The organism is Mycobacterium sp. (genome assembly GCF_965229265.1).
GTDB lineage: Bacteria > Actinomycetota > Actinomycetes > Mycobacteriales > Mycobacteriaceae > Mycobacterium.
Map to the genome: position 1 here is coordinate 1,096,671 of NZ_CBDDIY010000013.1, position 19,821 is coordinate 1,116,491.

The 19,821-nt window shown below is 68.5% G+C and carries 24 protein-coding genes; 12 read left to right on the forward strand and 12 right to left on the reverse strand.

Going from position 1 to position 19,821, the window contains the following annotated elements:
• The first annotated feature begins 21 nt into the window (after window positions 1-21).
• From ADBZ9K_RS27200 to ADBZ9K_RS27220, 5 genes are all read left to right on the forward strand, one after another.
• Complete coding sequence (locus tag ADBZ9K_RS27200; protein WP_526625426.1) at window positions 22-798, forward strand: S-methyl-5'-thioadenosine phosphorylase; 777 nt, start codon at window positions 22-24, stop codon at window positions 796-798.
• Window positions 795-1,826, forward strand: a complete 1,032-nt coding sequence (locus tag ADBZ9K_RS27205; RefSeq protein WP_526625428.1) for an NAD-dependent epimerase/dehydratase family protein — start codon at window positions 795-797, stop codon at window positions 1,824-1,826. Before ADBZ9K_RS27200 ends, ADBZ9K_RS27205 begins: the two co-directional genes overlap by 4 nt.
• 200 nt (window positions 1,827-2,026) lie before the next feature.
• The gene (locus ADBZ9K_RS27210; protein WP_526625429.1) at window positions 2,027-2,614 is read left to right on the forward strand and encodes a peroxiredoxin; all 588 of its coding nucleotides are present in this window, start codon (window positions 2,027-2,029) and stop codon (window positions 2,612-2,614) included.
• Window positions 2,615-2,616: 2 nt separating this feature from the next.
• Window positions 2,617-3,150: an alkyl hydroperoxide reductase AhpD gene (ahpD, locus tag ADBZ9K_RS27215; RefSeq protein WP_526625430.1), complete on the forward strand. Its 534-nt coding sequence runs from the start codon at window positions 2,617-2,619 to the stop codon at window positions 3,148-3,150.
• Between the two features lie 65 nt (window positions 3,151-3,215).
• On the forward strand, window positions 3,216-4,349 hold the full coding sequence (locus ADBZ9K_RS27220; protein ID WP_526625432.1) for a nitronate monooxygenase: 1,134 nt from the start codon (window positions 3,216-3,218) through the stop codon (window positions 4,347-4,349).
• Between the two features lie 4 nt (window positions 4,350-4,353).
• On the opposite strand, the gene ADBZ9K_RS27225 is transcribed toward ADBZ9K_RS27220, so the two are convergent.
• The 3 genes from ADBZ9K_RS27225 to ADBZ9K_RS27235 form a co-directional block, all read right to left on the reverse strand.
• Window positions 4,354-4,974 carry a TIGR03085 family metal-binding protein gene (locus ADBZ9K_RS27225; RefSeq protein WP_526625433.1) on the reverse strand — a complete coding sequence of 207 codons (621 nt, stop codon included), beginning with the start codon at window positions 4,972-4,974 and terminating at the stop codon, window positions 4,354-4,356.
• 306 nt (window positions 4,975-5,280) lie between these two features.
• The gene (locus ADBZ9K_RS27230) at window positions 5,281-6,303 is read right to left on the reverse strand and encodes a sensor histidine kinase (RefSeq protein WP_526625663.1); all 1,023 of its coding nucleotides are present in this window, start codon (window positions 6,301-6,303) and stop codon (window positions 5,281-5,283) included.
• Window positions 6,290-6,994: a response regulator transcription factor gene (locus ADBZ9K_RS27235; protein ID WP_526625434.1), complete on the reverse strand. Its 705-nt coding sequence runs from the start codon at window positions 6,992-6,994 to the stop codon at window positions 6,290-6,292. The genes ADBZ9K_RS27230 and ADBZ9K_RS27235 overlap by 14 nt, the downstream gene beginning before the upstream one ends.
• A 101-nt stretch (window positions 6,995-7,095) precedes the next feature.
• Here ADBZ9K_RS27235 and ADBZ9K_RS27240 point away from each other — a divergent pair, with 101 nt between their 5' ends.
• Genes ADBZ9K_RS27240 through ADBZ9K_RS27255 form a run of 4 tightly spaced genes read left to right on the forward strand, consistent with a single transcriptional unit; the run spans window position 7,096 to window position 10,181 of the window.
• Window positions 7,096-7,752 carry a glycosyltransferase family 2 protein gene (locus ADBZ9K_RS27240; protein ID WP_526625436.1) on the forward strand — a complete coding sequence of 219 codons (657 nt, stop codon included), beginning with the start codon at window positions 7,096-7,098 and terminating at the stop codon, window positions 7,750-7,752.
• Entirely contained in the window at window positions 7,749-8,423 is a 675-nt protein-coding gene (locus tag ADBZ9K_RS27245) for a TIGR04282 family arsenosugar biosynthesis glycosyltransferase (protein WP_526625437.1), read from the forward strand. The genes ADBZ9K_RS27240 and ADBZ9K_RS27245 overlap by 4 nt, the downstream gene beginning before the upstream one ends.
• 1 nt (window position 8,424) lies before the next feature.
• Window positions 8,425-9,054, forward strand: coding sequence for a methyltransferase domain-containing protein (locus ADBZ9K_RS27250; protein WP_526625438.1), 630 nt, complete (start codon window positions 8,425-8,427; stop codon window positions 9,052-9,054).
• On the forward strand, window positions 9,051-10,181 hold the full coding sequence (locus tag ADBZ9K_RS27255; RefSeq protein WP_526625439.1) for a molybdopterin-dependent oxidoreductase: 1,131 nt from the start codon (window positions 9,051-9,053) through the stop codon (window positions 10,179-10,181). The genes ADBZ9K_RS27250 and ADBZ9K_RS27255 overlap by 4 nt, the downstream gene beginning before the upstream one ends.
• 389 nt (window positions 10,182-10,570) lie before the next feature.
• Here the strand turns inward: ADBZ9K_RS27255 and ADBZ9K_RS27260 are convergent, their stop codons facing one another.
• The 5 genes from ADBZ9K_RS27260 to ADBZ9K_RS27280 are packed head-to-tail and all read right to left on the reverse strand — an operon-like array spanning window position 10,571 to window position 14,759.
• The gene (locus tag ADBZ9K_RS27260; RefSeq protein ID WP_526625440.1) at window positions 10,571-11,926 is read right to left on the reverse strand and encodes a hypothetical protein; all 1,356 of its coding nucleotides are present in this window, start codon (window positions 11,924-11,926) and stop codon (window positions 10,571-10,573) included.
• A 22-nt stretch (window positions 11,927-11,948) separates the two neighbouring features.
• A complete protein-coding gene (locus ADBZ9K_RS27265) occupies window positions 11,949-12,350 on the reverse strand; it encodes a TIGR03668 family PPOX class F420-dependent oxidoreductase (protein ID WP_526625441.1) in 402 nt (133 codons plus the stop codon).
• Window positions 12,347-13,222, reverse strand: coding sequence for an alpha/beta fold hydrolase (locus ADBZ9K_RS27270; protein ID WP_526625442.1), 876 nt, complete (start codon window positions 13,220-13,222; stop codon window positions 12,347-12,349). The genes ADBZ9K_RS27265 and ADBZ9K_RS27270 overlap by 4 nt, the downstream gene beginning before the upstream one ends.
• A gap of 38 nt (window positions 13,223-13,260) precedes the next feature.
• A complete protein-coding gene (menE, locus tag ADBZ9K_RS27275) occupies window positions 13,261-14,406 on the reverse strand; it encodes an o-succinylbenzoate--CoA ligase (protein WP_526625664.1) in 1,146 nt (381 codons plus the stop codon).
• Between the two features lie 50 nt (window positions 14,407-14,456).
• On the reverse strand, window positions 14,457-14,759 hold the full coding sequence (locus ADBZ9K_RS27280; RefSeq protein WP_526625443.1) for a DUF3349 domain-containing protein: 303 nt from the start codon (window positions 14,757-14,759) through the stop codon (window positions 14,457-14,459).
• A 245-nt stretch (window positions 14,760-15,004) separates the two neighbouring features.
• On the opposite strand from ADBZ9K_RS27280, the gene ADBZ9K_RS27285 reads away from it, so the two are divergent.
• Genes ADBZ9K_RS27285 through ADBZ9K_RS27295 form a run of 3 tightly spaced genes read left to right on the forward strand, consistent with a single transcriptional unit; the run spans window position 15,005 to window position 16,892 of the window.
• Complete coding sequence (locus tag ADBZ9K_RS27285; RefSeq protein ID WP_526625445.1) at window positions 15,005-16,261, forward strand: inorganic phosphate transporter; 1,257 nt, start codon at window positions 15,005-15,007, stop codon at window positions 16,259-16,261.
• 27 nt (window positions 16,262-16,288) lie between these two features.
• Complete coding sequence (locus ADBZ9K_RS27290; protein ID WP_526625446.1) at window positions 16,289-16,573, forward strand: hypothetical protein; 285 nt, start codon at window positions 16,289-16,291, stop codon at window positions 16,571-16,573.
• A 7-nt stretch (window positions 16,574-16,580) separates the two neighbouring features.
• Window positions 16,581-16,892: a DUF3349 domain-containing protein gene (locus ADBZ9K_RS27295; protein WP_526625447.1), complete on the forward strand. Its 312-nt coding sequence runs from the start codon at window positions 16,581-16,583 to the stop codon at window positions 16,890-16,892.
• Between the two features lie 6 nt (window positions 16,893-16,898).
• Here the strand turns inward: ADBZ9K_RS27295 and ADBZ9K_RS27300 are convergent, their stop codons facing one another.
• The 4 genes from ADBZ9K_RS27300 to ADBZ9K_RS27315 all read right to left on the reverse strand — a co-directional run bounded on the left by ADBZ9K_RS27300 (window position 16,899) and on the right by ADBZ9K_RS27315 (window position 19,808).
• Entirely contained in the window at window positions 16,899-17,285 is a 387-nt protein-coding gene (locus tag ADBZ9K_RS27300) for a VOC family protein (RefSeq protein WP_526625448.1), read from the reverse strand.
• A 15-nt stretch (window positions 17,286-17,300) separates the two neighbouring features.
• A complete protein-coding gene (locus tag ADBZ9K_RS27305) occupies window positions 17,301-18,149 on the reverse strand; it encodes an SDR family oxidoreductase (RefSeq protein ID WP_526625449.1) in 849 nt (282 codons plus the stop codon).
• A 73-nt stretch (window positions 18,150-18,222) separates the two neighbouring features.
• A complete protein-coding gene (locus tag ADBZ9K_RS27310; RefSeq protein ID WP_526625450.1) occupies window positions 18,223-19,128 on the reverse strand; it encodes a 1,4-dihydroxy-2-naphthoyl-CoA synthase in 906 nt (301 codons plus the stop codon).
• Window positions 19,125-19,808, reverse strand: a complete 684-nt coding sequence (locus tag ADBZ9K_RS27315; RefSeq protein WP_526625452.1) for a hypothetical protein — start codon at window positions 19,806-19,808, stop codon at window positions 19,125-19,127. The genes ADBZ9K_RS27310 and ADBZ9K_RS27315 overlap by 4 nt, the downstream gene beginning before the upstream one ends.
• Window positions 19,809-19,821 lie beyond the last annotated feature (13 nt).

Below are 19,821 nucleotides of genomic sequence, written 5' to 3' on the forward strand. Positions count from 1 at the left end.
CCGATACACCACAATGGTCGAATGATCGGCGTCATCGGTGGTAGCGGCTTCTACACCTTCTTCGGGTCAGACGCGCGCAGTGTCAACCTCGACACCCCGTACGGAGAGCCCAGCGCTCCGATCACCGTCGGTCGTGTCGGCTCGCATGAGGTGGCTTTCCTGCCGCGGCACGGACTGAGCCACCAGTTCTCACCGCACACGGTGCCCTACCGGGCGAACATGTGGGCGCTGCGGGCACTGGGGGTCCGGCGGGTGTTCGGCCCGTGCGCGGTGGGCAGTCTCACCCCGGAACTGGGGCCAGGCGCCGTCGTGGTCCCCGATCAGCTGGTGGATCGCACCAGGGACCGTGGTGACACCTACTTCGACTCCGGCGGTATCCACGTCGGGTTCGCCGACCCGTACTGCCCCACGTTGCGGGCGGCCGCAACCGATCTTCCTGGCGTCGTCGATGGCGGCACCATGGTCGTCGTGCAGGGCCCGCGGTTCTCGACGCGCGCCGAGAGTCGCTGGTTCGCGCGGGAGGGCTTCACCCTGATCAACATGACCGGATACCCGGAGGCCGTCCTGGCCCGGGAACTTGAAATGTGTTATGCAGCAATCGCATTGGTGACCGACCTCGATGCGGGCATCGACGTCGGGGCAGGCGTTCGCGCAGTCGACGTGTTCGCCGAATTCGAGAAGAACCTGGTGCCGTTCAAGAAGCTGGTACACGAGGCGATCGACCAGGTTTCCTCCGAACGGGTCTGTACACACTGCCTCGCGCACGAAGGCGTCGAGCTGCCCTTCGATCTGCCATGAGGGTCATGCTGACCGGGGCGGCCGGATTCATCGGCAGCCGCATACGCGCGGCGCTGCTGGCCGACGGGTACGACGTCGTCGGCGTCGATCTCATGCTCGACGCGGCGCACGGGCCCGCCGCGCAGCTGCCCGCCGGTTGTCACCGGGTCGACGTTCGCGATGCGGATGCGTTGGCGCGCTTGCTGTCCGGGGTCGACCTCGTCTGCCACCAAGCGGCTGTGGTGGGAGCGGGTGTCAATGCCGCCGACGCCCCGTCGTATGCCGGGCACAACGACTACGGCACCGCGGTGTTGCTGGCGCAGATGTTCGCCGCGGGGGTGCAGCGGCTGGTGCTGGCCTCCTCGATGGTGGTGTACGGGCAGGGGCGGTACGACTGCCCGGTGCACGGGGTGGTCGATCCGCTGCCGCGCGCCGCGGCCGACCTCGAGGCCGGCGTGTTCGAGCACCGGTGCCCGCTCGGAGGTGAGCAACTGTCCTGGCGGTTGGTCGACGAGGATGCGCCGCTGCGGCCTCGCAGCCTGTACGCCGCCAGTAAGACCGCCCAGGAGCATTACGCGCTGGCCTGGTCGGAGTCCACCGGCGGCTCGGTGGTCGCGCTGCGCTATCACAATGTCTACGGGCCCGGGATGCCCCGCGACACCCCGTATTCGGGAGTCGCCGCCATCTTCCGGTCGTCGCTGGAGAAGGGCGATCCGCCAAGGGTTTTCGAAGATGGCGGGCAGATGCGCGATTTCGTCCACGTCGACGATGTCGCCTCGGCCAACCTTGCCGCCGTCCGGTCGGAGGCGGATGGATTCCTGGCGGCCAACGTGTGCTCGGGCCGACCGGTCTCGATTCTGGAGGTGGCCTCCCGGCTATGTGAGGTACGCGGCGGGCCCGAGCCGGTGGTCACCGGCCAGTACCGCAGCGGCGATGTCCGCCACATCGTCGCCGACCCGGCCCGGGCCGCCGTGTCGCTGGGGTTTCGCGCGGCCATCGCGCCGGAGGACGGCCTTCGCGAGTTCGCCTTCGCCCCGTTGCGGATGTGACCCGGCCCTGTCGTGTGGCGCGCCTCACACTCCAAATCCCTTCGCCCCTTGCCTATTTGAGCCAGGATGACCGTGGTCCCCGGAATTGGTGACAATGGTCACCTTCGGGCTCCGGGGGTCCCTCTAACGTCACGACTGCTGGCAGAATCTTGAATGGTTCCAATCTAGCTTTCGCGGACATTCGAGGAGTGGTGACAATCATGGCGCTATTGACGATCGGCGATCAGTTCCCGGCCTATGACCTCAAGGCGGTCGTCGGCGGCGATCTGTCCAAGGTCGATGCCAAGCAGCCCGACGATTACTTCATCCAGGTGACCAGCTCCGATAACCCAGGTAAATGGCGGGTGATCTTCTTCTGGCCCAAGGACTTCACGTTCATCTGCCCGACTGAGATCGCGACCTTCGGCAAACTCAACGACGAGTTCGAGGACCGCGACGCACAGGTGCTCGGAGTGTCGGTGGACAACGAGTTCGTGCACTTCCAGTGGCGCGCGCAGCACGAGGATCTCAAGAAGCTGCCCTTCCCGATGGTGTCGGACCTCAAGCGGGAACTGACCGAGGCGACCGGTGTGCTCAACGCCGACGGCGTCGCGGACCGGGCCACCTTCATCGTCGATCCCAACAACGAGATCCAGTTCGTCTCGGTGACCGCAGGGTCGGTCGGCCGCAACGTCGACGAGGTGCTGCGGGTGCTCGACGCGCTGCAGTCCGACGAACTGTGCGCGTGCAACTGGAAGAAGGGCGATCCGACGATCAACGCCGGTGAGCTCCTCGCCGAGGCGGTCTGAGGATGGGCCTCGACGCAGTCAAAGAGGCATTGCCGGAGTTCGCCAAGGATCTCAAGCTCAACCTCGGCAGCATTGCCCGGTCGACGGAGCTGACCGAGCAGCAGCTGTGGGGCGCGCTGGTCGCGACAGCGGCGGCGACGAAGTCGGAGCGGCTGTTGCGTGAGGTCAGCGAGGACGCGTTGGACGTGCTCTCGGAGGAGGCCTACCACGCAGCGCTGGGCGCGGCCGCCATCATGGGGATGAACAACGTGTTCTACCGCACCAAGCACCAGCTCGATGGTCGCTACGACGACCTGCGGGCCGGCCTGCGGATGAACATCATCGGCAACCCGGGGGTGGCCAAGGCCGATTTCGAGCTGTGGTCGCTGGCGGTGTCGGCGATCAACGGCTGCGATCAGTGCCTGGCCGCCCACGAGAAGGAACTCCGTGACGCCGACGTGTCGCGCACGGTGATCTTCGAGGCCATCCGCCTCGCCGCTATCGTCTCCGGCGTTGCGCAGGCCCTGCTCACCGCCGAGGTGCTCACCACGGTCTAGCGGCCACCGGCCCCTCGACCAACCCAATGGTTGGTCGAGGGGCTGCCTCGGGGCATACTGGCCGGGTGAAGACCGAGATCTGCGACCAGTACGGCATCGAATTTCCCCTGTTCGCGTTCAGCCACTGTCGTGATGTCGTGGCCGCGGTGACCAACGCCGGTGGGTTCGGCGTGCTCGGCGGGACCGCGTTCCGCCCGGATCAACTCGACCAAGAGCTCACCTGGATCGACGAGCAGGTGAAGGGGAAGCCCTACGGCGTCGACATCATCGTGCCGGCCAAATTCGAGGGCAAGGGTGAGAACCTGTCGTTCGGCCAGCTCGCCGACCGCATCCCCGAGGAGTACCGCAGCTTCATCGACGAGCTGCTGGTCGCCCATGACATCGAACTCAGCGAACGGCCGCGGGTCGCGGCATCGTCGCTGTCCGGAGATACCGGCAAGAATCTGCTCGACGTCGCGCTGAACCATCCGATCAAGTTGATGGCCAACGCGCTCGGGGTGCCGCCGGACTACATGATCGAGGCGGGCAAGCAGACCGGGATCCCAGTCGCCGCTCTGGTCGGCGCCAAGGAGCACGCCATCAAGCAGGTCAACGCCGGCGTCGACCTGATCATCGCGCAGGGCACCGAGGCGGGTGGGCACTGCGGTGAGGTGACCACGCTGGTGCTCATCCCCGAGGTGCTGGACGCCATCGCGGCCATTCCCGGTGGCCGCGAGGTACCCGTGCTGGCCGCGGGTGGGATCGTGACGGGCCGCCAGATGGCGGCCTCGGTGGCGTTGGGTGCCGCCGGCGCGTGGACCGGCTCGGTGTGGTTGACCACCGAAGAGGCCGAGACCGCGCCGCACACCGTGCAGAAGATGCTGGCCGCCACGTCACGGGACACGATCCGCTCGGCCGGACGCACCGGAAAGCCGTCGCGACAGCTGGTTTCGGACTGGACCGATGCGTGGGCGCCCCACGAGGGCGGTCGGCAGCCGTTGCCGTTGCCGCTGCAGAACATGATCGCCGAGCCAGTGCTGCGCCGCATCGACAAGCTGGCCGAGACCGGGCATCCGGGCGCGCAGGCGCTGGCGACCTACTTCGTCGGGCAGGGTGTCGGGCTGATGAACAAGGTCAAGCCCGCCCGCGAGGTGGTCCTGGACTTCATCGAGGACTACCTGTCGGCGGCCGAACGACTGTGCCGGTCACTCGAAGACTGATCGCTCACAACCCCTTCGGCGCGTCGCGGACCGCTTGCACCGCAGCCTCGTCACCGCTGTAGTCGACGCGTGCCAGCCGGCCGGTCGCGAACAGCAGCAGCTCGTCGGGCGTGCCGGTCACGGTGACAGCAGGTCCCTGACCGGCGGTCAGCACCGTCGCACCATCGGGGGTGCGCAGCGTGACCCGCGCTGGCATCTTGGCCAGGGTGAGGCGGGCCATCAGGCCCAACGTGCGGCGCAAGCTGTTGGTCATGGCGGGCTCGAGGGCCCGCGGCGCCCAGGCCGGCTGCGCGCGGCGGACGTCCTCGTGATGGATGAACATCTCGGCGACATTGGCCACCGGGTCGAGCAGCTTGAGCGGCGAGTACAGCGGCGGGCCGGCGGCCACCTTGTCCAACAGGTCGTTCCATTCGGTGCGCCGGGCCACCTCGTCTTGCACTTTCGCGGTGTGGCCGGCCAACGCCGGGATCATGATTCCCGGCGCAGCGTCCACCCGGTACTCGCGAATCATTAAGTGTGCAGCAAGATCTCGTGTCTGCCAGCCGTCGCACAAGGTGGGCGCATCGGGGCCGACGCCGCGCAGGGTCGAGATGAGGGCGGCACGCTCGCGCCGGGCTATGGACATCTGAGAGTCTCCCTTTCCCGCCGGTTCCGGCTGGGTTATCCCGAGCTTATCCCGGGTGCCGCGGTGGTATGTCCTTGCTTCCGAAGACGTTGCGCGGATGGATGTTTCGCCTGAGTGCCGCTGAGGTCTGTCCCGGTCCCCGGGGACAGGGTTGTTGCCCGCCTTCGAGCGACAACTCCGGGACGAAGTCGAGTGGGCAGTCCGCCCCCACCCCTACCGGTTGTCGCTCGAAGGCGGGCAACAACCCTATGGTCGTGGTGGACCGGGGACTGCCACACGATGGCCCGTCTCGGGTGGAGCCTGGATTTAGTCGGCCAGCGGAAGCCGGACCTCGAACCGTGCGCCATGCGCTGTGTTACGCGCCGACAGCGAGCCTCGGTGGGCCTGCACCAGCCCGGCGGCGATCGCCAGGCCCAGCCCCGATCCGCTGGGCAGTGACGAATCACCGCGCGGGACGCGATCATTGGATCCCCGGTAGGCGACGTCGAACACCCGGGGAAGGTCCTCTTCGTTGATGCCAACTCCGGTGTCGTCCACCCGCGCCCACGCTCCAGCCGCATCGGAGCCCAACGCCAGTTTCACCGTCCCGCCTGCGGGCGTGTGCGCGATGGCATTGGCCACCAGGTTCGACAGCACCCGCACCAACGCGCGGTCGCTGCCGATCACCCGTACCGGTTCAGTGGGCACCGACGCCTCCAGGTGCACCCCGGCCCGCTCCGCCGCGATCTGGTGAGCCGACATCACATCGTCGACCACCTCGTCGAGGGCCACGTTCTCGTAGGGGGCGTAGACGGCCCCGGCGTTGATCTTCGACATCTCGAACAGGTCATCGACCATCTCGGAGAGCCGCACCGACTCGTTCTCGATGTTCTTGGCCTGCACCCGCACCTCGTCGTCGCTGACCACCCCGTCGGCGATCGCCTCCGCCAGTGCCCTGATCCCGGCCAGCGGGGTCCGCAGGTCATGGCTGACGAACGCGACCAGCTGCCGACGCGACTGCTCGGCCATCTGCTCGGTTTCGCGGATCTCCTGCTCCCACACGGTCCTTCGGGCCTGATAGCGCGCCAGCATCACCGCGGCGGGCAAGGTCACGATCGCGACGATGGCCAGCACCACCGCGATCGGTACGAATGTGCCGGTGACCATGAATCCGCTCGCACCCAACACACCGGTCAGCGTGGCCAGCGTCGGAATCAGCACCAGCGCCACCATCGTGACGGTCATCGACCAGGGTCGGGCCAGCCGGATCACCCCGGCGCCGACGAGGACGACGGGCAGTGAGCAGGCCAGCGCCAGCAGTGCGATCTCGGCGAGATCACGCTGTGGCACGGTCACCGCCGCCGGCTTCACCGCGCCACAGGTACCCACGGCCCCAGACCGTTTGCACGCGGTGATGCTCGCCGAGCTTGGACCGCAATCGCTTGACGTGCACCGTGACCGTCGACAGGTCACCGAAGTCCCAACGCCACACCTTCTGCAGCAACTCCTCGCGGGAGAACACGGTGTCGGTGTGGGTCAGGAAGAACAGCAGCAGATCGAATTCGCGGTTGGTGAGCCCGACCGGCCTGCCGTTGACGGAGACCGCGCGTGCCGCCGTCGACACCGTCAGGTTGCCCACGGTGATTTCCATCGGCAGCGCCGCCGCCGGCGACGGCGCCCGCCGCAGCACCGAGCGCACCCGCAGGGCCAGCTCGCGCGGGCTGAACGGCTTGGTGAGGTAGTCGTCGGCGCCGGCTTCCAGGCCCGCGATGCGATCGTCCTCCTCGCCGAGCGCGGTCAACAGGATCACCGGCACGCTGTAGTCCCCGCCCTGGCGCAGGGTGCGGCACAGCGACAGGCCGTTCGGCCCGGGCATCATGACGTCGAGTACCGCCACGTCGATGCGCTGGGTGCCCAGCACCCGCAGCGCTTCACTGCCATCACCGGCCACCAGGACTTCCAGGCCGTCTCGCTCGAGGTACCGACGCACCACGTCCCGCACGACGGTGTCGTCGTCGGCGATCAGAACCCTGGCCGTCATACCTCCCAGGGTAACTACCGACAGCGTCTACCAGCACCGATGTCATCGTTTTGTCATTCCCTACGGTCCGCACCCGGCACGGCTGACCTAGGTTGGGTGTTATGCCCGAGTGTCCGGTGACGGTAGTGCTGCCCTGCCTGAACGAAGCGGACGCGCTGCCTGCGGTACTCACCGCCATACCGGCTGGTTACCGCGCTCTGGTCGTTGACAACAACAGCACCGATGACACCGCGGCGGTGGCCAGACGACACGGCGCGCAGGTGGTCACCGAGACCAGACCCGGTTACGGATCGGCCGTGCACGCCGGGATGGTGGCCGCGGACACGCCCATCGTCGCCGTGCTCGACGGCGACGGCTCGCTCGATCCGGCCGAGTTGCCGCGGCTGGTCGCCGAACTCGATCGCGGTGCCGACCTGGTGACCGGCCGCCGCCGGCCGGTCCCGGGCCTGAGCTGGCCCTGGCACGCGCGGTGGGGTACCGCCGCGGTGTGCTGGCGGCTGCGCACCAGGCACAACCTGCCGGTGCATGACATCGCTCCGATGCGGGTGGTCAATCGGGACGCACTGCTGAGCCTGGGCGTGACCGATCGCCGATCGGGGTATCCGCTCGAATTGCTGGTCCGCGCCGCGGCCGCGGGATGGCGGGTGGTGGAAGTCGACGTCGACTACGGCCCACGTGCCGGCGGCACATCGAAGGTCAGTGGGTCGGTGCGGGGAAGCCTCACCGCTGCCGTCGACTTCTGGAAGGCCATCTCGTGAGCGCCGAGGCGGGACCGATACCGATTACCGTGCTGGTGGTCGCCAAGGCCCCGGTGCCAGGGTTGGCCAAGACGCGCCTTGCCACGGCGGTGGGGGAGCGGGCCGCCGCCGACATCGCCGCCGCGGCCCTGCTGGACACCCTCGACGCGGTGGCGGCCACCCCGGTGACCCGCCGGGTGGTCGCGATGACCGGTGACCTCGACCTGGCCTGTCGCGCCGAGGAGATCCGTGACCGGCTGACCGCCTTCACCGTGATCGAGCAGCGCGGTGCCGACTTCGCCGAGCGCCTGACCAACGCGCACTCCGACGCCGCCGCCACCGGCGAGCAGCCCGTGCTGCAGATCGGGATGGATACCCCGCAGGTCAGCGCCGAACTGCTCGCCGACTGCGCACGCCGTCTCCTGGCCGTGCCGTGCCTGCTCGGGATGGCCCGTGACGGCGGCTGGTGGATCCTCGGAGTGGCCGACTCCGTCACCGCCGAATGCCTGCGGGACGTCCCGATGTCCCAACCCGACACCGGCGCTGTAACGCTTGCCGCGCTGCGGGACACGGGTGTCAACGTGAACCTTGTCGAAGAACTGCATGACGTCGACACCATCGACGACGTCCCCCTGGTCGGTGCGGCCTGCCGGCCCTCGAGCCGATTCGCCCGCGCGGCGCGGGGAATCTGAGATGTTGGGTCAGCTCTACGATCGCGCCCTGACCGGTGAGCGCTGCTGGCTGCGCCACGACGACGGGCGCGTGCACCGGCTGCCGGTGCACAGCTGGCTGGGCGGGCAGGGTGCCGACAACGCCTTCGACTCCGCGATCGTGGACCTCTGCCAGGGGCCGACCATCGACCTAGGGTGCGGCCCGGGCCGGTTGGTGGCCCATCTCGTGCAACGCGGCGTCCCCGCCCTCGGTGTGGACCAGTCGGCGACGGCGGTGCGGCTGGCCCGGCGCAGCGGCGCGCCGGCCCTGGTTCGCGACGTGTTCGAACCGCTGCCCGGCACCGGACGCTGGCAGACGGTCCTGCTCGCCGACGGCAACGTCGGGCTGGCCGGCGACCCGCGCCGGGTGCTGCGCCGGGCCGTCGAGTTGCTCGAGGCGGGCGGGCGGTGCGTGGCCGAGTTCGACCCCGAGGCGGCCGGGGTGTGCGCCAGTTGGGTACGCCTGGAGTCCTCGCGCAGCATCGGACCGTGGTTCAAGTGGGCCTCGGTGGGTGTCGACTGTGCGGCCGCCCTGGCCGAGGAGGTCGGTCTGGCGTTGGTCGGCATTCACCCGATCGGCCGGCGGGTCGTGGCGACCCTGGCGCTGACATGACGCCGCCGAGGGGGCTGCCCGCCACGGTCTCCCTGCGTGGCACGGCCGTGACGGCCCGGGTCGGGCTCGCGCTCGGGGTCGCCGTGGCCGTCTGCTTCGCCACCGGGTTGGTCAGCCACTTCATCCAGCGCCCGCAGCCGTGGTTCTTCTGGCCCACCCGGCCGGTGTGGTTGTACCAGTTCACCCAGGGCCTGCATGTGATCTCGGGCATCGCCGCGATTCCGCTGCTGCTGGTCAAGCTGTGGTCGGTGTACCCGAAGCTGTTCGAACGGCCGCTGATCGGCGGCCTGACGCGTCAGCTGGAACGCGGTTCGATCCTGGTTCTGGTGGGCTCCATGATCTTTCAGTTATCCACCGGGATCATGAACATCGCCCAGTGGTATGCGTTCGGGTTCTTCTTCACCACCAGCCACTATGCGATGGCCTACGTGGCGGCCGGCGCGGTGATCGTGCACATCGGCGTGAAGTTGCCGGTGATCCGCCGGGCACTGGGGGAGCCGCTGGAGCAGATTCCGGCCGGCGAGCTGGCCAAGGGCCCGAGCCGGCGGGCGGTGCTGGGTGGCACCTGGCTGGCCGTGGGCGTCGCAACGGTTCTGACGGCCGGGCAGACCGTTGCGTGGTTACGCGGCATCTCCCTGTTGGCACCCCGATCAGGCCAAGGGCCCCAAGGTGTTCCGGTGAACCGCTCGGCTCTCGCGGCCGGTGTGCTGCGCAGCGCGCGCTCGCCGGCATACCGGCTGACCGTGGTCAACGGCGACATCACCAAGGCGTTCAGCGTGGCCGAACTGGCCGCGATGCCGCAGACCACCCACCGACTGCCGATCGCCTGTGTGGAGGGTTGGAGCGTCACCGCCGACTGGACCGGTGTGGTGCTGGCGGATCTAGTCAAGGCCGTCGGCGGTGCGCCCGACTCCGACGTGCGGATGATCTCCCTGGAGCCGCCGGGGCCCTACTCGCGTACGGTGCTGCCGGCGCGGCACGCCCGAGACTCGCAGACGCTGATCGCGCTGATGCTCAACGGCCAACCCCTCGACATCGACCACGGCTACCCGTGCCGGCTGATCGCACCGACCAGACCCGGCGTGCTGCAGACGAAGTGGCTCTCTCGAATCGAGCTGGTCGGGTGACCGCGGTGCGGGTGATGTTGATGGTTCTCGGCGTCGCCGTCGGTGCCTATGGTGTGATGTTGGTGATGGACAACTCGACCGAGGTCGTCATCCGCATCGTGACCTGGGCGCTGATCGGCGTGCTGCTGCATGACGCGGTGTTCGCGCCGCTCTGCGTAGCGTTTGGGTTCGTCGGCCGGCGCATCCTGCCGCACCGATGGTGGACACCGGTGTTGGTGGCCGGGTTGACCACGGTCGTGCTCGTGCTGTTGGCGATTCCGGTGTACGACAAGCCCGGCATGCATCTGGACAACCCCAGCGTGCTCGATCGCGACTACCAGACCGGCTTCTGGATCGCATTGGCCGTCGTGTGGGGTGCCGCGCTGCTCTACCTGGTCGGGGACCGGGTGCTACCAGTTCGTCAGAATGACGTGGTTGAGCACCAGGGCCCCGATGACGTTGAGGCTCAACCACCATCGGCGGGAGCCGACGGGCAGCAGGGCGCCGGCGGCGGTCAGCCAGACCTCAAACGGTAGCCAGATCCGTTCGGTCTCGGCCTTGGACAGCATCGACAGGTCGGCGAACAGGATCGCCCCCAGCGCTGCCAGCACCACCAGGTGCAAGCCCGAGCGCCGCTTGATCGCCGCGATGTCGAAGGCCCGGCCGATACCGGCGACGCTGCCCAACCCGATCGCGCACACCACCGACGCAAAGTTCGCCCAGCCCCAGTACTGGAACGGCCGGTTCAGCGCGATGCCCTGCCAATAGCGCTCCTGGACAAGGGTGTATCCGTCGAACCACCAGAACCCGGCGACGGCGAACACGGCCACCACCGCCAGCGCACCCAGTACCGCCGCGCTGACGGCCCGAACCGCGTCCCGCAGCGATGCCGCACTGATCAGCACCGCCACCGCGGGCAGAGCCATCAACGCCAGGCCGTAGTTGAGGAAGATCGCCCAGCCCAGGACCAGCCCGGCGGCCACCCCGGCCACCACCGGCCAGCGAACGGTCCGCCGAACCGCCAGCGCCAGCAGCGCGATACCCCAGGCCGCCACCCCGGCGAAGTAGCCGTCGGCCGACACCGCGATCCAGATCGCCGTCGGTGCCACCGCGACGAACGGCGCCACCAGCCGAGCGGTCGACTCGTCGTTGAGGGCGCGCACCGCCACCAGCACCGCGGCCGCGGCCGAGGACCCGAACAGCACGCACCACAGGCCGGCCCACGCGCCGCCACCGAGCCCGATGCGGTCCAGCCACACAAACGTCAACAGCGCGCCCGGCGGATGCCCGGACACATGGGTGATCCACGAATTCGGTTGGAAATCAAGGATTCGGCTGGCAAAGGTGCGGACAGCTTCGGGGATGTCGGTGACTGTTGGCACCTGCCGCAGGTACTCGTGGCGGGCGGTGAGCCGACCGGCGAAGCCGCGCTGCCAGCCGTCGATCATCGCCAGGGCGAACGCCCAGCAGAACGATGTGGCCCATACCGTCAGCGTCAACCGCCGCCAGGACAACCGCTGGGCGATCGAGGCGCCCCAGACCACTGCTGCCGCGCCGATCAGGATTGCCGGGACGGTGCCCCAGCCGATGTGGGCGTTCCACCAGCCGAAGATCGGCGCGGTGTCCGCGAAGCTCTTGATCTGGGCTGGTGTGCTGTTGATCAGCGGCGTGACGATGCCCAGGTGCAGGTGCGGCACCACGAACGCCGCGATCACCAGGAGAAGGCCGACGCCTGCCGCGACCGCTTCCTTGCGACCGATGCTCACGGGTAACCAGCCTACGGCGGGTTCACCGCGGCCAGTATGTCCACTTCTCGACGGCCACCGCGATCACCGGACCGTCAAGCGAAACACTGTGATATTGCGGGTATTTCGCTCTCAATAAGCTGTGGCCGCGGGCCTGCTCGGCGCCGCGGTCGTGAATGGTCGCGGTCCCGTCGGCGCGCACCCACCACAACTGCGACCAGTCGTCGGCGTAGTGGTCGACCAGGATGCTCACCTGCGGGTTGGCTTCGATGTTGGCCAGCCGCCGCAACCGCTGGGTCGACTTGGGCTTGCCGTCGACCGCGGTGTAGACCACCGAGCCGGCCACCGCGAACACGATCGGCACCACGTGCGGGCGGCCACCGGGTGCAACCGTCGCCAGTCTGGCGACCGCGGCACCGGCAAATCGATCCGACCGCTGGGTCACACCGGGCTGGCGGGCTGTTCGAGGTCTGCGCCGGCGGTGGTGGTGATGAAGTCGTCGATCAGGTCGACCACTTCGGTCGGGCGTTCCACCTGTGGGAAGTGCCCGACGCCCGGAAGGACCTCCAGCCGGGTGGCCGGTCTGACCTGGTGGGCGGCGTGGGCGTGCTCGACGGGGATGATGTTGTCCTGGTCGCCCCAGATCGTCATCGACGGCATGTTGGCCTTGACGTTGAGCCGGTTGAGGGCGCTGACGGCCTGGCCGCGGTAGTCGACCACCGAGCGCAGCGTGCGCAGGAACGCCTGCCGGGTGGGGGCGTCGGAGAACGAGCTGTAGGCATTCCAGATCTCGGCGCCCCGGGGGGACTCGATACCGGCCTTGCGGAACCAGGATCGCAACCGGTCACCGGCCGACAGGACCGGTCGCGGGGCGATGATCGGCAGGATCAGTTCGGCCCCCGGGGCGGACAACAGTCGCAGCGTCCAGCCGACATCGGGTCCCAACCCGCCGCTGCTCATCAGGATCAGCCGCCGGCAGTAGTCGGGGTGCTGGTAGACGAACTGCATCGCCACGCCGCCGCCCAAGGAGTGCCCGACGATGGTGGCCTGGGCCACGCCGAGCTCGTCGAGCAGGTCGCGCAGCCAGACCGCGAACGCCCCGAGCGAGTAGTCGCTGCGCGGTTTGGCGGAGCTGCCATGGCCGAGTAGGTCCGGGGCGATCACCCGGTACTTCCGCGACAGCGGTCCGATCACCGATCGCCAGGTCTGCGAACTGCCCGCCATGCCGTGCAGCAGCAGGATCGCCTCGCTGCCCTGGCCTTCGTCGAGATAGGCCACCTGGTCACCGTGTAGTTCGACGTACTTCAGCTCGGCCATGTGTGTGTCCCTTTGTGTGTTGGTCTGTGTCTTTCGAGTCACCAGCCGTACCCACCGGGCCCGCCATCGTTGAAGCGCTGTCGTAGCGCCCTACGGTCCAGTTTGCCGATTCCGCGCCGCGGAAGCTCGTCAACGAGGTGCAGCTCACGCGGAGCTGCCGTGGAATCCAGCGATTGGGCCAGGTAGTCGCGTATCTCGGCCACGGTCGGTTCGGGTGCGCCCGCAGCGAGCACGAGGGCGGCCGCCACCCGCTGGCCGAGCCGGTCGTCGTCGAGGCCGAACACGGCACAGTCGACGATCGCCGGGTGTCGCGAGAGCACTGCCTCTACCAGCGCTGGCATCACCGTCAGTCCGCCGGTGCTGATCGCCTCGTCGACCCTGCCCAGGACCGTGAGCCGGCCCTGCTCGTCGAGCACGCCGATGTCGTCGGTGCGGAACCAGCCGGGTTCGCCAAACGGGTCGGCACCCGGGTCCGGCAGGTTGCGGTAGCCCTTGGCCAGCGTCGGCCCGCCGATGACGATGCGGCCCTCGCCGGGTTCGACGCCGTCGTCGAGCCGAATCATCACCCCGTCCAGCGGCACGCCGTCGTACACACAACCGCCGGCGGTCTCGCTGGATCCGTAGGTGCGCACCACGGCGATGCCGGCGGCCGCCGCCCCCTCCAGGACCGGCCGGGGAGCCGGTCCGCCGCCGAGCAGCACCGCATCGAGTTCACCCAGTGCCGCGGTTGCCTCGGGGTCCAGCAGTGCCTTGGCGAGCTGGGTGGCGACCAGCGCCGCGTAACGCCGCCCGCTGCCGAGTTGAGCGATGGCGGTGGGCAATTCGGTGACATCGAAGCCCGCTGAGACGTTCATCTCGACCGGGACCGTGCCGGCCTGCAAGCTGCGCACCAGCACCTGGATCCCGGCGATGTGGTGGGGCGGAAGCGCGAGCAGCCAGGTGCCCGGCCCACCCAGCCGGTCATGGGTGGCCGCGGCGCTGGCGATCAGGGCCGCGGGGGTCAGCATCGCGCCCTTGGGCGCGCCCGTGGTTCCCGACGTCGACACCACCAGTGCGACGTCGTCGTCGATCTCCTCACCCACCCGCAACGATGTGGTCAGCAGCTCGCTTTCGCGCAAGTCGCCGGCCGGGATGGGCACCAGCGGCGCGTCGCGGCCATCGAGCACACCCGCCAGCGCGGCCAGCAGTGATAACGCGGACGGTCCGGGTGGGATGGCGAGCGCTCGCAGGATGGTTATTCGATGTCCTCACTATCTCGCGGATCATCCAGGGGCCAGCCGTAGGCGCTCAACGTGGCCCGGATCCGATCGACGTCATCGGGGCTGGGCAGCGCGTCGGTGATCTCGGTGATCAGAACCCCGATATCGATGTGGTCGAAGTCGCCGCGGTCGAGCAAGGCGGTGGCGACCGTGATCACTTCCTCCTCGCTGAGCCGTCGCCGCAGCAGCGCGAACAGCGGAACCTGATCCGGGTGCGGAACACCGTCGGGATAGCCGGCCTTGATCCAGGCCACAATCTTGGTGAGAAACTTGGTCACCGCGGCATCTCCCTAACCGGGGCGACCCGAAAGCCGCCCAGATGGATGTCGGAAATCCTAGTAGGCGCACAGCTGCCCCGCCGTTTGGTGTACCCACCATCCGTCGGCCCTGGCAAACCATTGACGGATTCCAGGTTAACAACCGATGAACACCTGCGGAGCGTTCGCAAATCCGCTGGTGAGGACCTTTCGCGGGACCTTTGGCAACTTCCCAAAGGGTCGTGTGACCCAGCAGAATCTCAGGCATGAGCACGGAAATGATCATCCTGGTGTTGCTGATCGCCACGGCGCTGGCTTTCGACTTCACCAATGGCTTCCACGACACCGGGAACGCGATGGCGACTTCGATCGCCACCGGCGCGCTGAAGCCCAAGACGGCCGTGCTTCTCGCCGGTGTCCTCAACCTGGTTGGTGCGTTCCTGTCAGTCGAGGTCGCGGTCACCGTCACGACCTCGGTGCTCAAGGTGCAGGACAGCAAGACCGGACATCTACTGCCCGGGATCGACGCCTCGACGGGCCTGACGATCATCTTCGCCGGACTCATCGGCGGCATCCTGTGGAACCTGCTCACCTGGCTGTTCGGTATTCCGTCCAGCTCGTCGCACGCCCTGTTCGGCGGCCTGATCGGCGCTGGCTTGGCCGCGCTCGGCAGCAAGGGCGTCAACTGGAGCGGTGTCACCCAGAAGGTGCTGATCCCGGCGATCGCCGCACCCGTGATCGCCGGCCTGGTGGCGGCCTGCGGCACCTGGCTGGTGTACCGGATCACCCGCAAGGTGCTGGCTCGGCGCCGCGAGGAGGGTTTCCGCTGGGGCCAGATCGCGACGGCCTCCCTGGTGGCGCTGTCGCACGGCACCAACGACGCACAGAAGACCATGGGTGTCATCGCGCTGGCGCTCATCACCACCGGCCACCTCACCGGTGACGTCAAGAAGGACGGCCTGCCGTTCTGGATCATCCTGAGCTGCGCGCTGGCGATCGGCCTGGGCACCTACATCGGCGGCTGGCGGGTCATCCGCACGCTGGGCAAGGGCCTGGTCGAGATCGAGTCACCGCAGGGCCTGGCCGCCGAAGCTTCCTCGGCCGCAATCATTCTCAGCTCGAGCGCCGCCGGTATGGCGCTGTCCACCACCCACGTCGCCACCGGCTCGATCCTCGGTAGCGGCGTCGGCAAGCCCGGCGCCGAGGTGCGCTGGGCGGTGGCCGGCCGGATGGCGGTCGCCTGGCTGGTCACCCTGCCCGCCGCGGCCCTCGTCGGCGCGCTGGCCTACTGGCTGTCCTACGTCGTCAAGGACGTCACCAACTCCCAGCTGATGGGCGACGGCCTGATCTTCCTCATCCTGGTCGGGCTGTCCGGCTACATGTGGTGGCGCGCCCAGCAGCAGAAGGTCGACCACAACAACGTCAACGCCGACTGGGATTCGTCCACCAACTCGGTGGTCCCCGCCGAGGTGCGGGCGGCGACCAAGGACGCCAAGCCGGCCGAGCCCAAAGCCTCGGTCTGACCGCGGCGACAGCAGAAGGACACACTGATGACGTACTTCGAGTCCATCCTCAAGGTCCTGGTCGTTGGCCTGGTTCTGGGTGCGGGCCTGCCGGCCCTGTTCGCCAGCGGCATGCTGGCCTACTCCTTCGGAGCCGGCGGCGAAGAAGCCGACCATGCGATCCACAAGCCCAACCCGGCGCTGAAGTACCTGGGGATCGTGCTGTTCATCTTCGTCTCCCTGGTGATTGTGACCGCCGTGGCCTGGATCACCCGGGCGACGATCATCCATCACTTCGGCGTCGACCTCTTCCCGATGCTTCCCAAGAAGTGAGCGAGCGATGACCGTCGATCAGCAGCAGCCCACCTTCCTGGAAAGCGTTCTCGACTGGTTGCGCAAGGGATACCCCGAGGGTGTTCCGCCCAAGGACTACTACCCGCTGCTGGCCCTGCTGAAGAGGTCACTGAGCGAGGACGAGGTCGTCCAGGCTGCGCAGTCCATCCTGCGCGAAGGCGACTTCGCCACCCCGGTGACCGAAGAGCAGATCCGCAACGCGGTGCGCCAGGTCATCGAGAAGGAGCCCGTGTCCGACGAGATGAACCAGGTCGCGTCCCGGCTGGCGTCGGTGGGCTGGCCGCTTCAGCAGCACTAGCCCCGATCAGCTGCGGGTGTCCTGGCGCAGCGGGTGATCCTCGGGAACCTGCACGAAGATCAGCGTCACCCCGTCGGGATCGATGACATGCATCTCGTATAGTCCCCAGGGTTCGCGGCGGGCCTCCCGCGCGACGTCCACCCCACGCTCATGTAGTTCGTCCTGGGTGGCGTAGAGGTCGCGAACCTGCAGCCACAGCGCGCCGGGAAACGGGCCGCCGGGATGGGCCGGCGCGCCGTGGCCGGCCAGTTCGATCAGCGACTGACCGGCGTAGAACACCGTGCCACCGCTGTATTCGCGGGCGATGGCCAGGCCGATGGCGTCGCGATAGAACGAGACCGAGCGCGCATAGTCCGCCGGCCGGAGCAGCATCCGGCTCGCCAGGATCTCCATGAAATCGTGTCTACCTCAGTTGGGCTGCACGCGCTGACGCTTCATCAGCCGGTTGAGCACCCCGGGCGCGACCACGTCCAGCGCGCGGGCGGTGACCGCGATGCGCGGGGCGATCCGCACCGGTCGGTGCCGGGCGGCCTCGATCATCCACTGCCCGGCCTCCTCGGCGGTCAGCGCCGGCAGGCCGTCGTAGGCCCGCGTCGGGGCGATCATCGGGGTGGCGACCAAGGGGTAGTAGAGCGTCGTGGAATGCACGCCGAGGGCCGACCATTCGGTTTCGATGACCCGGCTGACGGTGCTCAGCGCGGCCTTCGACGCGTTGTACACCCCGAACAGCGGGGAGGCCTCGCTGAGCACGCCCCAGGTCGCGACGTTGATGATGTGGCCGTCGCCGCGCTCGATCATGGCCGGCGCCAGCCCACGGATGAGCCGCAGCGGTGAGTAGTAGTTGAGCGTCATGGTGCGTTCGACGTCGTGCCAGCGGTCCAGCGACTCGGCCAGCGGCCGGCGGATTGAACGGCCGGCGTTGTTCACCAGGATGTCCACCGCGCCGACCTGGTCCGCCAGGGCGTCGACGGCGTCGAGGTCGGACAGGTCGCAGGGGATCGCGGTGGCGGTCCCGCCGGCGGCGGTGATGCGGGCGGTGACCTCGTCGAGCAGGTCGGCCCGGCGGGCGACCAGCACCACGTCGCAGCCGTTGGCGGCGAACTGTTCGGCCCCGGCGGCGCCGATGCCCGAGGAGGCGCCGGTGACCAGCACCCGTTTTCCGGCCAGCTTGACGGTGGTGCCGGTCGGCAGGCTCAGCGGCGGGCGCATCCCGGTCAGCGCGATGGCCTCGGTCAGTTTGCGGCGCAGTGGATTCACGGTTGGACTCCTCGGGGACTTGCGATTTCGGCGCGCTTTCGTTCGCTGAGCGACGGTTAGCGCGCCGAAATCGCTAGAAGTAGCGGGGGAACGGGCTCCAGTCGGGCTCGCGTTTCTCCAGGAACGCGTCGCGGCCCTCGACGGCCTCGTCGGTCATGTAGGCCAGCCGGGTGGCCTCCCCGGCGAACAGCTGCTGACCCACCAGGCCGTCGTCGAGCAGGTTGAAGGCGAATTTCAGCATGCGTTGGGCCTGAGGGGACTTGCCGTTGATCTCCTTGGCCCACTGCACACCCACGGTCTCCAGCTCGGCGTGGTCGACCACCTCGTTGACCGCGCCCATGTGGTGCATCTGCTCGGCGGTGTAGGTGCGGCCCAGGAAGAAGATCTCCCGGGCGAACTTCTGCCCGATCTGCCGGGCCAGGTAGGCGCTGCCGTAGCCGCCGTCGAAGCTGCCCACGTCGGCGTCGGTCTGCTTGAACCGGGCGTGCTCGCGGCTGGCTAGCGTCAAGTCGCACACCACGTGCAGGCTGTGACCCCCGCCGGCGGCCCAGCCGTTGACCAGGCAGATGACGATCTTGGGCATGAACCGGATGAGTCGTTGCACTTCGAGGATGTGCAGTCGCCCGGCGCGCGCGGCATCGACGGTGTCGGCGGTCTCCCCGGCGGCGTACTGGTAACCGGTGCGCCCTCGGATGCGCTGATCGCCGCCGGAGCAGAACGCCCAGCCGCCGTCCTTGGCCGACGGCCCGTTGCCGGTCAGCAGCACCACGCCGACGTCCGGCCACATCCGGGCGTGATCCAGCGCGCGATACAGCTCGTCGACGGTGTGCGGGCGAAACGCGTTGCGGACCTCGGGCCGGTTGAACGCCACCCGCACGGTGCCGTCGGAGACGTGGCGGTGGTAGGTGATGTCGGTCAAGTCCTCGAAGCCGTCGACGGGCTGCCACAGCGCGGGGTCAAAGGGGTTGTCGGGGCTCAAGGCTGGCGCACTCCATCCTGGGTCATGGTCTGCTCGCCGCAGCTGATCGTCAGCGCCGAGGCGACCGCCGGGTCCTGCTGCGACGTGCCGGTGACGGTGTCGGAACCCCCGATCGTGGCGGTCGATCCGTCGAGGTCGATCTCGGTGCGGCGCACCGTGTAGCCCGTACCGTCTGGCAACGCTTGAAGTCCTACCAGATGCCTGCCGTCGCCCAGATCGCTGCACCCGATTCCGGTGCCGTTGCCGCGCAGGTTCTCCAGGTCGAACAGGAACGGCTGGCCCTGCGGGTCGACGGCGGGGGTGATCTGGCAGCCGGTCAGCACGTACAGATGGGCGACCCGCCCGTCGCTGACGATCAGCTGCCGCTGGCCGTCGCCCTGGGCGTCGATGACCAGCGCCTGCAATCCGATGGGGGATGCGCTGGGCACCTGGACGCTGCCGGTGCCGGCGGCGGTGCTCACGCCGACCATGCCGGTGCGGCTGACCCACAGCGTTCCGCCGTCGAACGGGCGGGCGTTGACCCCGGCGGGCGGAGGGCCCGGTGAGCACGGATCCGCTTGTGCGGCAGGACTAGTGGCGAGTAGGCCAGCGGCGAGGGCGACCGGGACCAGCAGGCCGGCGAAGACCCTGTTCATCGGCGTTCGCCGCCGCGGCGGCCTGATGAGTCCGGAGTCGGCCATGCCCAGAAAGGTA

Coding starts and splice junctions, on each gene's coding strand:
- ADBZ9K_RS27200 (WP_526625426.1), top strand. CDS start 22: ATGATCGGCGTCATCGGTGGTAGCGGCTTCTACACCTTCTTCGGGTCA.
- ADBZ9K_RS27205 (WP_526625428.1), top strand. CDS start 795: ATGAGGGTCATGCTGACCGGGGCGGCCGGATTCATCGGCAGCCGCATA.
- ADBZ9K_RS27210 (WP_526625429.1), top strand. CDS start 2,027: ATGGCGCTATTGACGATCGGCGATCAGTTCCCGGCCTATGACCTCAAG.
- ahpD (WP_526625430.1), top strand. CDS start 2,617: ATGGGCCTCGACGCAGTCAAAGAGGCATTGCCGGAGTTCGCCAAGGAT.
- ADBZ9K_RS27225 (WP_526625433.1), bottom strand. CDS start 4,974: ATGTCCATAGCCCGGCGCGAGCGTGCCGCCCTCATCTCGACCCTGCGC.
- ADBZ9K_RS27235 (WP_526625434.1), bottom strand. CDS start 6,994: ATGACGGCCAGGGTTCTGATCGCCGACGACGACACCGTCGTGCGGGAC.
- ADBZ9K_RS27240 (WP_526625436.1), top strand. CDS start 7,096: ATGCCCGAGTGTCCGGTGACGGTAGTGCTGCCCTGCCTGAACGAAGCG.
- ADBZ9K_RS27250 (WP_526625438.1), top strand. CDS start 8,425: ATGTTGGGTCAGCTCTACGATCGCGCCCTGACCGGTGAGCGCTGCTGG.
- ADBZ9K_RS27255 (WP_526625439.1), top strand. CDS start 9,051: ATGACGCCGCCGAGGGGGCTGCCCGCCACGGTCTCCCTGCGTGGCACG.
- ADBZ9K_RS27270 (WP_526625442.1), bottom strand. CDS start 13,222: ATGGCCGAGCTGAAGTACGTCGAACTACACGGTGACCAGGTGGCCTAT.
- ADBZ9K_RS27285 (WP_526625445.1), top strand. CDS start 15,005: ATGAGCACGGAAATGATCATCCTGGTGTTGCTGATCGCCACGGCGCTG.
- ADBZ9K_RS27290 (WP_526625446.1), top strand. CDS start 16,289: ATGACGTACTTCGAGTCCATCCTCAAGGTCCTGGTCGTTGGCCTGGTT.
- ADBZ9K_RS27295 (WP_526625447.1), top strand. CDS start 16,581: ATGACCGTCGATCAGCAGCAGCCCACCTTCCTGGAAAGCGTTCTCGAC.
- ADBZ9K_RS27300 (WP_526625448.1), bottom strand. CDS start 17,285: ATGGAGATCCTGGCGAGCCGGATGCTGCTCCGGCCGGCGGACTATGCG.
- ADBZ9K_RS27315 (WP_526625452.1), bottom strand. CDS start 19,808: ATGGCCGACTCCGGACTCATCAGGCCGCCGCGGCGGCGAACGCCGATG.